This window comes from Listeria sp. SHR_NRA_18, assembly GCF_003856515.1.
Lineage (GTDB): Bacteria > Bacillota > Bacilli > Lactobacillales > Listeriaceae > Listeria_A > Listeria_A newyorkensis.
In genome coordinates, this window is sequence record NZ_QPKR01000008.1 from 143,815 (window position 1) to 158,433 (window position 14,619).

12 protein-coding genes and 1 pseudogene are annotated in these 14,619 nt (G+C 39.1%); 10 read left to right on the top strand and 3 right to left on the bottom strand.

The window, feature by feature from the left end; translation table 11 throughout:
* Nucleotides 1-79 precede the first annotated feature (79 nt).
* The 3 genes and pseudogenes from DUK53_RS12720 (at nucleotide 80) to DUK53_RS12730 (ending at nucleotide 3,004) form a co-directional block, all read left to right on the top strand.
* A complete protein-coding gene (locus DUK53_RS12720) occupies nucleotides 80-811 on the top strand; it encodes a WecB/TagA/CpsF family glycosyltransferase (protein ID WP_036089699.1) in 732 nt (243 codons plus the stop codon).
* Between the two features lie 7 nt (nucleotides 812-818).
* Nucleotides 819-1,944, top strand: a pseudogene (gene menC / locus DUK53_RS12725) (o-succinylbenzoate synthase).
* A gap of 22 nt (nucleotides 1,945-1,966) precedes the next feature.
* On the top strand, nucleotides 1,967-3,004 hold the full coding sequence (locus tag DUK53_RS12730) for a glycosyltransferase family 4 protein (RefSeq protein ID WP_373862733.1): 1,038 nt from the start codon (nucleotides 1,967-1,969) through the stop codon (nucleotides 3,002-3,004).
* A gap of 61 nt (nucleotides 3,005-3,065) precedes the next feature.
* On the opposite strand, the gene DUK53_RS12735 is transcribed toward DUK53_RS12730, so the two are convergent.
* From DUK53_RS12735 to DUK53_RS12745, 3 genes are all read right to left on the bottom strand, one after another.
* Nucleotides 3,066-4,106 carry an LCP family protein gene (locus tag DUK53_RS12735; protein ID WP_036089706.1) on the bottom strand — a complete coding sequence of 347 codons (1,041 nt, stop codon included), beginning with the start codon at nucleotides 4,104-4,106 and terminating at the stop codon, nucleotides 3,066-3,068.
* A gap of 249 nt (nucleotides 4,107-4,355) precedes the next feature.
* The gene (locus DUK53_RS12740; protein WP_052164767.1) at nucleotides 4,356-4,898 is read right to left on the bottom strand and encodes a GNAT family N-acetyltransferase; all 543 of its coding nucleotides are present in this window, start codon (nucleotides 4,896-4,898) and stop codon (nucleotides 4,356-4,358) included.
* Complete coding sequence (locus DUK53_RS12745) at nucleotides 4,899-5,534, bottom strand: YigZ family protein (RefSeq protein ID WP_036089708.1); 636 nt, start codon at nucleotides 5,532-5,534, stop codon at nucleotides 4,899-4,901.
* 411 nt (nucleotides 5,535-5,945) lie between these two features.
* On the opposite strand from DUK53_RS12745, the gene DUK53_RS12750 reads away from it, so the two are divergent.
* The 7 genes from DUK53_RS12750 to prfB all read left to right on the top strand — a co-directional run bounded on the left by DUK53_RS12750 (nucleotide 5,946) and on the right by prfB (nucleotide 14,612).
* Entirely contained in the window at nucleotides 5,946-6,632 is a 687-nt protein-coding gene (locus DUK53_RS12750) for a response regulator transcription factor (RefSeq protein WP_036087343.1), read from the top strand.
* A gap of 24 nt (nucleotides 6,633-6,656) precedes the next feature.
* Nucleotides 6,657-7,508: a DegV family protein gene (locus tag DUK53_RS12755; protein WP_036089710.1), complete on the top strand. Its 852-nt coding sequence runs from the start codon at nucleotides 6,657-6,659 to the stop codon at nucleotides 7,506-7,508.
* 298 nt (nucleotides 7,509-7,806) lie between these two features.
* Nucleotides 7,807-9,087: an ATP-dependent helicase ComFA gene (locus tag DUK53_RS12760; protein ID WP_052164769.1), complete on the top strand. Its 1,281-nt coding sequence runs from the start codon at nucleotides 7,807-7,809 to the stop codon at nucleotides 9,085-9,087.
* A gap of 145 nt (nucleotides 9,088-9,232) precedes the next feature.
* Nucleotides 9,233-9,766 (top strand): ComF family protein, encoded by a 534-nt coding sequence (locus tag DUK53_RS12765; RefSeq protein ID WP_159106205.1) that lies wholly within the window; start codon nucleotides 9,233-9,235, stop codon nucleotides 9,764-9,766.
* 215 nt (nucleotides 9,767-9,981) lie between these two features.
* On the top strand, nucleotides 9,982-10,545 hold the full coding sequence (gene hpf, locus DUK53_RS12770) for a ribosome hibernation-promoting factor, HPF/YfiA family (protein WP_036089716.1): 564 nt from the start codon (nucleotides 9,982-9,984) through the stop codon (nucleotides 10,543-10,545).
* Between the two features lie 327 nt (nucleotides 10,546-10,872).
* Nucleotides 10,873-13,386 (top strand): preprotein translocase subunit SecA, encoded by a 2,514-nt coding sequence (gene secA / locus DUK53_RS12775; protein WP_036089718.1) that lies wholly within the window; start codon nucleotides 10,873-10,875, stop codon nucleotides 13,384-13,386.
* A 124-nt stretch (nucleotides 13,387-13,510) separates the two neighbouring features.
* Nucleotides 13,511-14,612, top strand: a protein-coding gene (gene prfB, locus DUK53_RS12780; RefSeq protein WP_103034995.1) for a peptide chain release factor 2 whose coding sequence is annotated in 2 segments (ribosomal slippage) — nucleotides 13,511-13,582 and nucleotides 13,584-14,612 — 1,101 coding nt in all. Because the reading frame shifts where the segments join, the coding sequence is not laid out codon by codon here.
* Nucleotides 14,613-14,619: the final 7 nt, after the last annotated feature.

Here is a 14,619-nt window from a genome sequence, read left to right on the forward strand (position 1 = left end):
GAGAATATATAATTTTAGCATAGGAAGAATCGGATATTTATGATAAACTTAGAGATATGAGAAATATAGGAGTGAACATATGAAACGGACGGTTGAGATTCTAGGTATTCCATTTTATAATGTTTCTCAGAATGCTTTTGTAGATGAATTGATGGACGCTGCTTTGAATAAGAAGCGTAGGTTTATTGTGACGGCCAACCCCGAGATAGTTATGCATGCACAACAAGATTTGGAATTTAACCAAGTGATTCGGCAAGCCGATTATGTTGTCGCGGATGGCATTGGAGTGGTTAAGGCTGCAAAGAGTATTGGGAAGCCGCTTAAAGGAAGAGTAACTGGATATGATACAATGTTGGGGCTTCTTGAGAAAGCAAATGAAATGAACCTGAGAGTATATTTTATTGGAGCTAAACCAAATGTTATAGAAAAGCTAAAAGAGCATGTTAGTGTGAAGTACAGTCATATTGAAATTGTAGGCGCACGTGATGGTTATTTTGAAACTTCTGAATCAGAAGCAATCGCAGAAGATATTTTAATGAGTCAAGCGGATTTTGTATTTTTAGCCCTTGGGTTTCCGCGACAAGAAAAATGGATATCAGCATACTTAGATAAATTTGAAAAAGGTGTATTTATGGGTGTTGGTGGTAGTTTTGACGTCCTTTCGGGGTGTACGAAACGCGCACCTAGTTTTTGGGTGAAATTTAATTTAGAGTGGCTGTATCGCATTTTATCGCAACCTAGTCGCTGGAAACGAGCATTGGCCATCCCTCGATTTATGTTAGCCATGAAAAAACAAAGAAGGCAAGGGTGATTTTTATATGGTTATCGAGGAAGCTGTTATATATCATCTTGTTATGCCTCTTAGAGAGACGTTTAAGACTAGTTACGGCTCTATGAAGGATAAACACCTATGCATCATTAAAATCGTCTCAAACGACGGATTAGAGGGTTATGGTGAGCTCGATGCGTTTGCTGCACCGTGGTACACAGAAGAAACAACAGAGACTGCAGCATTGATCATTAAAAATCACTTACTACCTATGCTGAAGAACGTTAATCTCACCAATCCTGATCAAATAAATCAAATTTTTCAAGTTATCCGGGGAAATGAGATGGCAAAAGCTGCTGTTGAAACGGCTGTTTGGGATATTTTCTCAAAAATGTCGGAACAACCGTTAACGACTTACTTAGGTGGTCAAATAGGCAATATCCCTGTTGGAGTTAGTATAGGAATTAAAAAAAATCTTGACGAGTTGGTGCATACTGTATCTAACTATGTTAACGATGGGTATTCGCGAGTAAAGCTCAAGATTAAGCCGGGGTTTGATATAGGGCCAGTCGAGCGAATCAGACGCGATTTCCCGAAACTATCATTGATGGTAGATGCTAATTCTGCATATAGTAAATCAGATATTGCTGTACTCAAGCAATTGGATCGATATAATTTAGCTATGATAGAGCAGCCATTTGGTGTAACGGATTTTGTGAATCACGCGTGGTTGCAAAAACAGCTACAAACGCCAATTTGTCTCGACGAAAATATTCGATCTTTAGAGGATGTAAAGCAGGCAGCTGAACTAAATAGTGCTAAGGCAATTAATATTAAAATAGCTCGTGTTGGTGGCTTAACAGAAGCGCTTAAAATAGCTACATTTTGCTATGAAAACGACATGATTGCTTGGTGTGGTGGCATGTTCGAAGCAGGTGTTGGTCGTGCGCATAATATTGCTTTAGCCTCTCGAACGGAATTTAGTTTTCCAGGGGATATCTCAGCCTCTAACCGATACTTTGAGAGGGATATCACGAAAGAAGAATTCAATATTAAGCAAGGGAAAGTAACGACTCCATCGGGGTTGGGAATAGGTGTGGAGATAGACCAACAAAGTCTAGATTCCTACTGCAAACGACGAGAATATATCGTTTTAAACTGAAGGATGGAGCTGAAATTAATTTGCAAATATGGATTATGATTATTTGCTTTCTAATTGGGATTTTGATTATCCCATTAGTCCGCAAATTTGCTTTTTTTATCAATGCAGTTGATGAGCCTCGTGAAAGGCATATCCACACAAAAATAACACCAACACTAGGCGGCTTAGCCATATTTTTGGCGTTTACTGTAGGAATGTTACTACTAGCTGTCGATAAAAGTGACTTTTTACCAGTTTACATAGGTGCAGTGATTATTGTCGCGACTGGATTCATTGATGACATTATTGAATTATCACCTAGATGGAAATTAGTTGGTCAAATCAGCGCGGCGCTTTGTGTTGTGCTATGGGGACAGATAACCATCGAATTTATTAATATTCCCTTTATGGGGCCGTTATATTTCGGAGTATGGGCAATCCCGATTACCCTTATTTGGATTGTAGCTATTGTCAATGCATTGAACCTTATTGATGGGTTAGACGGCTTGGCTGGCGGTGTTTCCATTATAGCTTTACTAACGATTGCTGGGATGGCATTATTACTGCAAGACGTTTTTGTGGCACCAGTAGCATTTATGTTGATTGCTTGTATTTTGGCTTTCCTTGTTTATAATTTCCCGCCTGCAACTATTTTTATGGGGGACACGGGCTCTTTATTTTTAGGGTATATGATTGCAGTACTATCCTTGATGGGCTTTAAAAATGTGACTTTTATCTCTATACTGGTGCCTTTAATTATTTTAGGCGTGCCGCTTTCTGATACTTTTTTTGCAATCATAAGGAGGTTAAAAGCGAGGACACCAATTTCAATGGCCGATAGATCGCATATCCACCATAGACTGATGGCATTAGGTTTTTCGCAAAGGCAGACTGTATTACTGATTTATTGTATGGCTATTTTGTTTTCGATAACTGGTTTTGTATTCTCGTTTTCGACTACATGGGGAGCCGTTATTCTATTAATATTATTAGCATTTTGTATAGAAATTATCGTAGAATTTATTGGTTTAATTGGAGAAAACTATCGTCCGATTTTGAATATACTATCCAAAATTAGAAGGAAAAGACCATAGCAAAAAAAAGGCGCTAAGTAACTGGGGAGAATTCTCCTAGATACTTAGCGCCTCTTATTATTTAATTCTCTTCGCTGTATGGTAATGCGTTAGGGAATGGCTTATTGACACCTTGAAGTTGCCCAGCAAATTCATTAGCAACACTCTGCACAGAGTTCTCGTCTAGTTGGTAATAATAGACGCCATCTTGCGGGGCATCTGCTCCTTTAAGCGAGAGAGATTTCATGTCAATATCATTCGTCATACCATATTTAGCAATGGAAAGCATCTGTGAAAAAGTCATATTTGTTTTCATGTTGTCTCCAACAGCTTTAATAACATCGGAGTACTTATTTATGGAGCCGATAGAGGTGGACTTATCAATAATTGCCTTCATAACGAGCTGTTGTCGCTTGCCGCGCTCGATGTCATTATCGATATGTCGTGTTCTAGAAAGCGCTAATGCTTGCTCTCCATCGAGTTTTTGCTTTCCTTTTTTCAGTGTAATAGTACCAGCTTGGTCTTTTGAGTTTTGTTCCGTGAAATCAACGGGAACATCAACTTCAACACCGTCCAGAGCGTCAACTATTTCCAAGAAAGCGTCGAAATTGAAGCGAACATAGTAATCGACAGGAACTTGGAACAAATCTTCTACTGTTTTCATCGTTAGCTCAGGACCACCATACGCATGAGCAGCGTTTATTTTTGTATATCTGTCAGTTTTACCGTCTTTGCTTTCTATATGGACGTAAGAGTCACGAGGAATACTTGTCATCTCGAGTTTGTTATCTTTTACATTGAGCGTTGCTAAGATAAGTGCATCGCTACGAGGATTACCGCCATTATTCGCTTGTCGTTTTGTACTATCATCTACACCGATAATTAGAAAAGAAAAGCTGTCTTTAATCGGGTCAACATCTTTATTACGTAGAGATGATGCCTCTCCGCTTCTCACGTTATCGTAGGAATTATCTACAGCAAGTTTTGCCGAACTGAACAAATATGTAGCATATCCAGCACACGCAAGTACGATTAGCATCAATGGAATCAGGACTGAAAAAAGTACCAGTCGGCGGCGTTTATACTTCGCGCTTCTTGGAGCTGGGCTTTTGTTTATAGGCATGAATTATTTTCTCCTTATAATTAAATTTCTAGCTAAATCCCGAAGTAAAGTATTTGCATATGCAATAGATGCAATTGTACCATGATAAGAAGCTTGGTTTGTTACAGTAAATTTACGTTTGCTTTAAAGTTATAGTAAAGAACATTGCAAAACAAAGGTGCTTTTTTCTATTATACATAAGTAAGGCGTAAAAGAACATTAAAATCATCATAAATAAGGCAAAATAAGTCGTATGTAATAGCATTTTAGTTAAATTATTCCACGACTATACTGTTTTATAGCTTTTAAGGTTTTTGTACTCATATCCAATTCTGATACCGTTTTTTCGAAGTGAAACCCTAATTTTTCTAACAATCTGATAGAAGCTTCGTTTTCTGGAGCTACTTTTGCTGTGAAAATAAGAATGTTGCTTGTTGATTGGACTATTTGCATGAATGCTTGGAGAACCTCTGACATAATGCCAGACCCCCAGTATTTTTTCTTCAGTTCATATCCAACCTCAGCAGTCATTGTATCAATGTACAACTCATTAATGCCAAAAGAGCCGATTATTTCACCACTGGTTTTATCCATAATAACATACCTGTTAGCTGCTTTTTCTTGAAGTATAGCCAAGATAATTTCGCGCGCTTGCTCAACTGTGCTAAATGTCTCAATATTCATAAAGCGTGTTACATCTTCATCTGACCATACCTGTAGCATTTGATCGGCATCATCGAAAGTCATCCTCCTATTTTGCGTGCGCGTGGTTTCGAATTCGGTAGGTATTTTTCGCAATATATCTACTAACATTTAGCTAACATCCTTTTCACGATATTTTTTCCCAGTTTCATGCATTTCCACCTGCCCATTTGTTAAGTTTGTAGCCCACTCTTGAAATAAAGCGACATCATTACTATCAACATAAACATCAAGAACAACTTTATCAGTGAAGGCTGTACCGGCGATTTGGTACCCTTTTTTCTCCAGCGCGTTTTCAAATTTTGCGTGGGAGGAGTAATCAAGTGTGCATGAGATAATAATAGCAAGCGAACGCTCTACGATGCCTAAAGTGCTACAAGTTTCGCTAACCGCATTACTATATGCGCGTACAAGACCACCAGCCCCTAGTTTGACGCCACCAAAATATCTAGTGACAACAACAGCAACATCTTTTAATTGTTTCTTCTTTAAAACTTCAAGCATCGGCACACCAGCTGTACCGCTTGGTTCCCCATCATCATTAGCTTTTTGATACTGATCACGCTCGCCAAGCAAGTAGGCAGAGCAGTTATGACTAGCATTCCAATTTTTCTTTTTGACATTAAGAATGAATTCTTGCGCGGATTGCTCATCTGTGGCTCGAATAATAGAGCAAATAAATCTAGATTTTTCAATAATTATTTCATGTTGCCCAGCTACCTTAATTGTTAAATATTTTTCTAGCATATAGGCCTCCAATAGTTAATTTAATGATCTTATTTCACATTCTAACGGAAAAAAGGAAGCGTGTATAGTTAGAAAATGTGTTTGTAGCATATTTGAAAGGTGAAGTGGGAGCAAATTCATGGTATAATGAATGTCGTTGTTACTTTCGATAGATAAAATTTTTATCGTCTAGGCATTTTTGTGGGAGACTCGAAATATATCAAGTGATAATCTCTCACGGATTGTATAGGAAGTAATTGGCGAACATAACATAATTATGAGAACGATGGCTTCTAGAAAAGCATGAAATGATACAGAGAAAAGCTATAGGAATATAGTCGATAAATTAATCTGAGTGGTCTTTAGAGCTACTAAAGGGATAAAAATGGGAACGAATATGAAAATAAGAATTTTGAAGGAGGATTTCTCATTATGACTGTAAAAATCATGATTGTAGACGATCATCAATTATTTCGTGAAGGTATAAAGCGTATACTAGAACTAGAAGATTCATTTGAAGTAGTTGCAGAAGCCGAAAATGGAAAAAATATAGTTGCTAAGGTGCGCGAATATCGACCAGACATCGTGCTTATGGATATAAATATGCCTACTGTAAACGGTCTGGATGCCACAGAAATGCTAGTGAGACAATTTCCGAGTATAAAAGTGGTGGTGTTGACTATTCATGATACAGATGAATTTGTTACAGAGGCTCTGCGCGCTGGAGCAGTGGGCTATTTACTTAAAGAAATGGACGCTAAAGATCTTGTTGATGCTATCAAGACAGTGGAAGATGGTGGGGCATATATCCACCCGAAAGCTGCTATCAAATTAGTTCGTGAATATCGTCATTTGGCTAGTACTAATAATGCACAGGGCGCGTATGGTTATCAGCAACCGGAAGTCAAGATGCCATTACATATTCTCACGCACAGAGAATGTGAAGTTTTGCAGCTATTGACGGATGGTAAAAGTAATCGTGGCATTGGAGAAACACTTTTCATTAGTGAGAAGACTGTTAAAAATCACGTGAGTAGTATTTTACAAAAAATGAAAGTAAACGATCGTACGCAAGCTGTTGTGACTGCAATCAAAAATGGCTGGGTATTCATCAGATAAAATCGTTAAGTTTGAGGTGACTTTATGGGGGAGAAAATTGCTATCGTGACTGACAGTACTGCTTATTTACCCCAAGCAGTAATCGATAAGTTTGAGATTTATAGTGTGGCGCTTTCTGTGACGATTGACGGGAAGTCTTATGTGGAGAATAAAGATATCGATGAAAGCAACTTTTATGGCATTGTGAAGGCGGCTAAATCCTTTCCAACAACGTCTCAACCAGCGCCAGGTGATTTTGTTCTTTTATATGAAAAATTGCGGGACAAGGGCTTTGATAAAGTTATTAGCGTCCATCTTAGTAGCGGGATTAGCGGTACCTATCAGAATGCTGTATCGGCTGGAGCAATGGTAGAAGGCATTCACGTTACGGCGTACGATTCTGAAATAGCGTGTATGGCTATGGGAATGCTAGTGGAGAAGGCTGCAAAATTAGCAACTACAGGAGCTGAATTAGACGTCATTTTGGCGCAATTGGATGCTATGCGTGATGCTATGGGTGCTTATTTCATTGTGGATGACTTAAATCATCTTGCAAGAGGTGGTAGGCTTTCCAATGCTCAAGCGATTATTGGGAGTGTTCTCCAAATTAAGCCAATCCTTCATTTTGAGGAGGCAAAGATTGTTCTGTTCGAAAAAATTAGAACACAGAAAAAAGCATTTCGCAGAATTGAAGGTCTTTTAGCTGAGGCTGTAGAAAATGGTCAAGCGCAACAAGCATACATTGTTCATGGCAATTGCTATGAAAAAGCAGAGAACTGGAGAGCGGAGTTACAGAAGGCACATCCTAATGTAGATTTTAATATCAGCTATTTCGGCCCGGTTATTGCAACGCACCTTGGTGAAGGTTCGTTAGCTCTCGTATGGACAATAAAATAAATATTTTCAGCCTCCTATTAGTTTAGGAGGTTTTTTACTAGTATAGCGCACAAACAAGAAAAAATAAAAAGCATAAAAAAGTTCAAACAAACCATAAAAAGTCTGAGAAAAGGCCGAAAAAGTAAATATTACTCTAAAATGTATGCCAATAAAGCTGTAATCAGGGATGAAAATCGGAATATGGCAATTGGCAAACATTTTTTATTTCGTGTATAAATGGGTATACGAGGTGAGGATATTGCAGAGAAAAATAGAGGGAAGGCTATTTTCAGAAGAAGAAACCCTTGATAGTAAAGGCATGCAACAAGTTAAAGCGATTCAAATCAATGAGAATAAGAAATTGTGTTTTAGATGCGGAAATAATCAAGAGACCCTGTTTTTTAAATCTCCTTGCAGTCATTGTGGTAGTGAAGAATGTTGGTATTGCAGAAACTGTATCATAATGGGGAAGATGACGGCGTGTGCCAACCTTTTCTTTTTACCTAGCGTGATGAGTACCTCACATCAAAGAGATACTTACTTGGCTTGGAAAGGAGAATTATCCCCAGGTCAACGAGTGGCATCCGATAAAGTGCATCAAGCCGTAAAGGATAGAGAAAACCTACTTTTATGGGCCGTGGCTGGTTCTGGGAAGACAGAAATGATGTTTGAAGGGATGAATGAAGTGCTGGTCAACGGTGGGCGTCTGTGTGTGGCTTCACCCAGAGTAGATGTTTGTTTGGAACTATTTCCACGGTTGCAAGAAGTGTTTCCGGACGTGGATATGGTTTGTCTATACGGCGATTCGACAGATGTTTACAATGGGGAACGTTTTGTAGTAGCGACAACCCATCAACTCGTTAGATTTTATGAAGCGTTTGATGTTGTTTTTATAGATGAGGTGGACGCCTTTCCGTATGCTAAAGACCCATTTTTGGAATACGCTGTTAAAAAAGCACAATTACGAACAGGTTGCTCCATTTTTATTACAGCAACGCCAGACAGAAAATGGCAAAAAGAATGCGGTAATGGAAAGCGTAATTTTGTGAAAGTCCCGGCGCGTTACCATAGAAAATCGCTTCCTGTTCCTCAGAAAATATGGGTAGGGAATTGGAAAAAAGAATTACAAAAACAAAAAATTCCTAGCAAGATACACCAATGGATGAGACAAAAGCTGAGCGAGGATTGTCCCGTCTTACTGTTTTTTCCGGAAATCAAAGTCATGCTAGAGGTGGCAAGCATCCTTGAACATCTAAACTTCGAGCCGCTTTTGACGGTTCATTCGGCGGATCCAGAGAGGAAAGAAAAGGTGCAACAAATGCGAGACGGAACGATTCGATTATTACTTACAACGACAATTCTTGAGCGTGGAGTAACCTTTACAAATGTGCAGGTAGGCGTCTTCGGAAGTGAAGGGAGAATTTTCACGGAATCAGCCTTGGTCCAAATATCAGGTCGCGCTGGACGGAAATTTGATTATCCAAGTGGAGATGTGTTATTTTTTCACAATGGTGTTTCTAAAAATATGGCATTGGCGATTTCGCAAATAAAAATGATGAATCAACTTGGAAAGCGTCAAGGGTTGTTAGATGAAAACTAAGTGCCTCCTATGTGAAACAGAGTTGATATCGGAAGTTTCTTGGGGAAGTTTATTTAAGTTAGAAAAAGAGCGTGTAATCTGTATCAGGTGCGAATCTAAGTTATATCGTATTGATAATGCTACCTGTAGCAAGTGCGGTAGACAGATGGCGGATCCTGATGAAGCGTTAATTTGCGAAGATTGCCAAAAATGGGCGAAAAAAGAACGGCAAGGCTATTTACACAAAAATATGGCTTGTTACACATATAATGAATTCGCTAAGGATCTAATGGCTCTCTATAAATACAGGGGAGATTACGCGATTGCAGCAGTTTTTGCAGAGCGATTGAAAGCAAAGTGGACAGAAATGAATAAAGAGGTCACAATACCGCTACCAATCAGTTCGGAGCGGAGAAAAGAGCGCGGATTTAATCAAACAGAAGGACTCCTTCATTTTGCAGATATTCCATTTGTGACAGAGCTAAAGAGAGAGCACACCGAAAAGCAATCTAAAAAAACACGCAAAGAAAGAATCGAGCAGGAGCAGTTCTTTTTTGTAGAAAACAAAATGGTCATTCAATCCAAAGAAATAGTACTAGTCGACGATATCTATACAACCGGAGCCACGTTGCATCTGGCCGCAGAAGCCCTTGTGAAAGCAGGTGCTAAAAGCGTATCATCACTCACTATTTTCCGTTAAAGCAAAATTTTCAATTATTTTAGGTTTGTATTTGAGGATTTGTGGAATGAATAGAGTAACAGCATCATACTTACAGACTATGTAAGCAGTTGGAATATAGTAATTTTGCTCTGTGTAAATGTTTGCAAAATACTACATTATAACGTAGACTGTATCTAAGAAGTCATTCACTTCTTGCAAAGTATGATTTGTTTTATTTCAAAGGAGGAATTGCTATGCTAAAGTATAACATTCGTGGCGAAAACATTGAAGTAACGGAGCCAATTAGAGAGTATGTTGAAAAGAAAATCGACAAATTAGAGCGCTATTTCAGCGAGGCTCCAGATGCTAATGTTCATGTGAATCTTAAAGTTTATTCCGATAAGAATGCAAAGGTTGAAGTGACCATTCCTCTCAAAAATTTAGTGTTACGTGCTGAAGAAACGAGCGGGGATTTATATGCAAGTATTGATTTAATTGTAGATAAATTAGAGAGACAGATTCGTAAACACAAAACAAAAGTGAACCGTAAATTCCGTGATAAAGGCGCTGAGCATGATTACTTTGCTTTTTCAGAAGTAAATGGCAGTGCTGCAGCAGATGAATTTGAAAATGACAGCGAGCTAGACATTGTTCGTACAAAGGAATTTTCTTTGAAACCAATGGATAGTGAAGAAGCTGTACTTCAAATGAATTTATTAGGCCATAGTTTCTTTGTATATACGGATGCAGAGTCAGACGGCACAAATATTGTGTATCGTCGTAAAGATGGTAAATACGGTTTAATTGAAACCAATTAACTTAGACTGTCCTCTAAAAGCCGGGATCCAAAACAAGGGGATCTCGGCTTTTGTTGTCAATACCTAATTAAAAATAAAATAGTGAATGACGAAAAACGGAGTTAAGAAGATATTTTTTTATTTAAATAAATCGCATAGCCTAGGCTTTTATACAGAATCAAAGGAAATGCGTCGAAATGTTCACAGGAAAACAGGTTGTAAAAGACAGGCGAAAGATGGTAGAATTGTCTAGTGTGCCTGTGATAAGGCAGTTGCGTCAGAAAATGGGAAGAGCGCGACGATTTCAACTTCAGGGAAAGTATAGAAACAGTAGAGGAGAATAAGATCATGGCAGGTTTATTAAAAAAGATATTTGAATCTGGTAAAAAAGATGTTAAGTATCTAGAGAAGAAAGCAGATCAGATTGAGGCACTAGCTGAAGAAACGGCGAAGCTTTCTGATGATGAGATACGTGCGAAAACAGAGGCATTTAAAGAGCGGTATCAGAATGGAGAAACATTAGATTCTCTTTTGGTAGAGGCTTTTGCTGTTGCGCGTGAAGGAGCAAAGCGTGCACTAGGTATGTTCCCATTCCGTGTTCAATTAATGGGTGGTATCGTACTACACGAAGGTAATATTGCAGAGATGAGAACTGGGGAAGGTAAAACGCTGACAGCAACACTACCTGTTTATTTAAATGCGCTCTCAGGCAATGGCGTGCATGTTGTTACAGTCAATGAATACTTGTCGCAACGTGATGCGGAAGAAATGGGCGTTCTATATAATTTCCTTGGTCTTTCAGTTGGACTGAATCTAAATGCGCTTTCCAGTGAAGAAAAACGTGAAGCATATGCTGCTGATATTACGTACAGTACAAACAATGAGTTAGGGTTTGATTATTTACGTGATAACATGGTTGTTTATAAAGAGCAAATGGTTCAACGTCCGCTTTCTTATGCGGTAATTGATGAGGTCGATTCCATTCTTGTTGATGAAGCGAGAACGCCGTTGATTATTTCTGGTCAAGCAGAGAAATCGACCATTCTATACGTTCGTGCTAATTCATTCGTTGAGACATTGACAGTGGAGAAAGATTATACAGTTGATATTAAGACGAAATCAGTATACATGACCGAAGAGGGTATGACAAAAGGTGAGAAGTATTTCGACGTCGAGAATTTATTTGATATTGAAAGCTCTACTTTATTGCATCATATTGCGCAAGCTTTGAAAGCAAACTATACTATGCATCTTGATGTTGATTATGTTGTGCAAGACGATGAAGTATTGATTGTAGACCAATTTACTGGTCGTATTATGAAGGGCCGTCGTTTCAGTGAAGGTTTGCACCAAGCGCTTGAGGCTAAAGAAGGCGTTACAATCCAAAATGAATCACAAACAATGGCGACTATTACATTCCAGAACTATTTCCGTATGTACAAGAAACTATCTGGTATGACTGGTACGGCTAAAACGGAAGAAGAAGAATTCCGCGATATTTATAACATGCGTGTTATCGAAATTCCGACGAATAAGCCAATCGTTCGTGATGACCGTGCGGATTTAATCTACACATCGATTGATGCGAAATTTAATGCTGTGGTAGAAGATATCGCTGAGCGTTATGCGAATGGGCAACCAGTACTAGTTGGTACAGTAGCCATCGAGACGTCTGAGGTTATCTCCCATAAATTAAAACGTAAAGGTGTACCACATAGCGTTTTGAATGCGAAACAACATGAAAAAGAAGCTGAAATTATCCAGTTTGCTGGTGAAAAAGGTTCTGTAACTATCGCGACAAATATGGCTGGTCGTGGTACGGATATTAAACTTGGCGAAGGTGCAATCGAAGCAGGCGGTTTAGCTGTTATTGGTACAGAGCGTCATGAATCAAGACGTATTGATAATCAGTTACGTGGTCGTGCAGGACGTCAAGGTGATCCAGGCGTGACACAATTCTATCTTTCAATGGAAGATGAGTTGATGAAACGTTTCGGTTCAGATAACATGAAATCGATGATGGAACGTTTTGGAATGGACGACGAAGCTATCCAAAGTAAGATGGTTAGCCGTGCCGTTGAATCTGCTCAAAAACGTGTCGAAGGAAATAACTTTGATTCGCGTAAACAAGTACTGCAATACGATGATGTTTTACGTCAACAACGTGAAGTTATTTATAAACAGCGTTATGCAGTTATTACTGCAGAGAATAACTTGCGCTCTGTGATCGAACCAATGATTCAAAACGTCGTGAATTTTGTGGTACAGTCTAATGCACCAAGACAAGAGGATCGTGAAGAATGGAATCTGCAAGGAATTATCGATTTCGTGGAAGCGAACTTGCTACCAGAAGACGTAATTAGCGTAGATGACATTAAGAATATGGAGTCTAATGACATTCAAGATTTCATTTTAGAAAAAGTGAATGAAGCATACAATGAAAAAGAAACATTGCTACCAGAAGAAGAATTCAATGAGTTCCAAAAAGTAGTATTGCTACGTGTAGTAGATACGAAATGGGTAGATCATATCGATGCAATGGATCATTTACGCGATGGTATTCATCTACGTGCCTACGGTCAAATCGATCCGCTACGTGAATATCAATCAGAAGGCTTTGAAATGTTTGAAGCAATGATTAGTTCGATTGATGAGGAAGTTGCGCGTTATATTATGAAAGCTGAAATTCGTCAAAATCTTGAGCGTGAACAAGTGGCGAAAGGTGATGCTATCGATCCAAACGAAGGCAAACCGGTTGCTAAGAAACAACCAGTTCACAAAGATCAACACATTGGTCGTAATGATCCGTGTCCTTGTGGAAGTGGCGAAAAGTATAAGAACTGTCACGGAAAAGAGAAATAGTAAGATGCAAAAAGCCAGGATTTTTCCTGGTTTTTTGTTTGGAATCGCAGTTTCTCTCTAAGTATGCTATATTATTAAGGGTGCATTTATTTGATGCATGAAAATTGAAAAAGAGGTGTTGAGAATGGAATTAGCTGAAATTCGCAATGAACTAGAAAAGACAACCCAACAAATCAAAGACTTTAGGGGGTCTCTTTGACTTAGACAGCATAGAAGTTCGGATTGCTGAGTTAGAGGATCAAATGTTGGACCCAGAATTTTGGAATGACCAGCAAGCAGCGCAGAAAGTCATCAATGAAGCGAATGGCTACAAAGAGACGTATAATGCGTTTCATGAGTTAGAAGAGGAGCAAGAAAATCTAGAACTCAGTTTGGAACTTTTGCGTGAAGAGGCAGATGAAGAGTTGCAAACAGAACTAGAAACAGAATTAGAGACATTTGTGGCGAAGTTAACAGATTTTGAATTGAAATTGATGTTAAGCGAGCCTTACGATAAAAATAACGCGATTTTAGAGTTACATCCAGGAGCTGGCGGAACGGAGTCGCAGGATTGGGGCTCCATGTTACTGCGCATGTACCAGCGCTGGGCGGACAAGAAGGATTTCAAAGTCGAAATGCTGGATTACCAAGCAGGAGACGAAGCGGGCATTAAGAGTGTCACATTGCTCATCAAAGGACATAATGCATACGGCTACTTAAAAGCGGAAAAAGGCGTTCACCGTCTCGTCCGTATTTCGCCATTCGATTCTTCGGGACGTCGCCATACATCGTTCGTATCCTGTGATGTGATGCCGGAAATGGATGACGACATCGAAATCGAAGTGCGCCCTGAGGATTTAAAAATCGACACGTATCGCGCGACCGGTGCCGGTGGTCAGCATATCAATACGACCGACTCAGCTGTGCGGATGACGCATATACCATCCGGAATTGTTGTAACATGCCAATCCGAGCGTTCGCAGTTGAAAAACCGTGATCAAGCAATGAAAATGTTAAAAGCGAAATTATACCAAAAAGAGCAAGAAGAAAAAGAGAAAGAACTTGCGGAACTTCGCGGTGAACAAAAAGAAATAGGTTGGGGAAGTCAAATCCGATCCTACGTATTCCATCCATATTCCATGGTAAAAGATCACCGTACAAATGTTGAAACAGGAAATACACAAGCAGTGATGGATGGCGATATTGATGAGTTTATCAATGGCTATCTGCGTTCGCGGATTGATTAAGGTGAAA

Bases quoted from the DNA above. Each gene is read 5' to 3' on its own strand.
- DUK53_RS12720 (WP_036089699.1), top strand. From the start codon at position 80: ATGAAACGGACGGTTGAGATTCTAGGTATTCCATTTTATAATGTTTCT.
- DUK53_RS12730 (WP_373862733.1), top strand. From the start codon at position 1,967: ATGATTATTTGCTTTCTAATTGGGATTTTGATTATCCCATTAGTCCGC.
- DUK53_RS12735 (WP_036089706.1), bottom strand. From the start codon at position 4,106: ATGCCTATAAACAAAAGCCCAGCTCCAAGAAGCGCGAAGTATAAACGC.
- DUK53_RS12740 (WP_052164767.1), bottom strand. From the start codon at position 4,898: ATGTTAGTAGATATATTGCGAAAAATACCTACCGAATTCGAAACCACG.
- DUK53_RS12745 (WP_036089708.1), bottom strand. From the start codon at position 5,534: ATGCTAGAAAAATATTTAACAATTAAGGTAGCTGGGCAACATGAAATA.
- DUK53_RS12750 (WP_036087343.1), top strand. From the start codon at position 5,946: ATGACTGTAAAAATCATGATTGTAGACGATCATCAATTATTTCGTGAA.
- DUK53_RS12755 (WP_036089710.1), top strand. From the start codon at position 6,657: ATGGGGGAGAAAATTGCTATCGTGACTGACAGTACTGCTTATTTACCC.
- DUK53_RS12760 (WP_052164769.1), top strand. From the start codon at position 7,807: ATGCAACAAGTTAAAGCGATTCAAATCAATGAGAATAAGAAATTGTGT.
- DUK53_RS12765 (WP_159106205.1), top strand. From the start codon at position 9,233: ATGGCGGATCCTGATGAAGCGTTAATTTGCGAAGATTGCCAAAAATGG.
- hpf (WP_036089716.1), top strand. From the start codon at position 9,982: ATGCTAAAGTATAACATTCGTGGCGAAAACATTGAAGTAACGGAGCCA.
- secA (WP_036089718.1), top strand. From the start codon at position 10,873: ATGGCAGGTTTATTAAAAAAGATATTTGAATCTGGTAAAAAAGATGTT.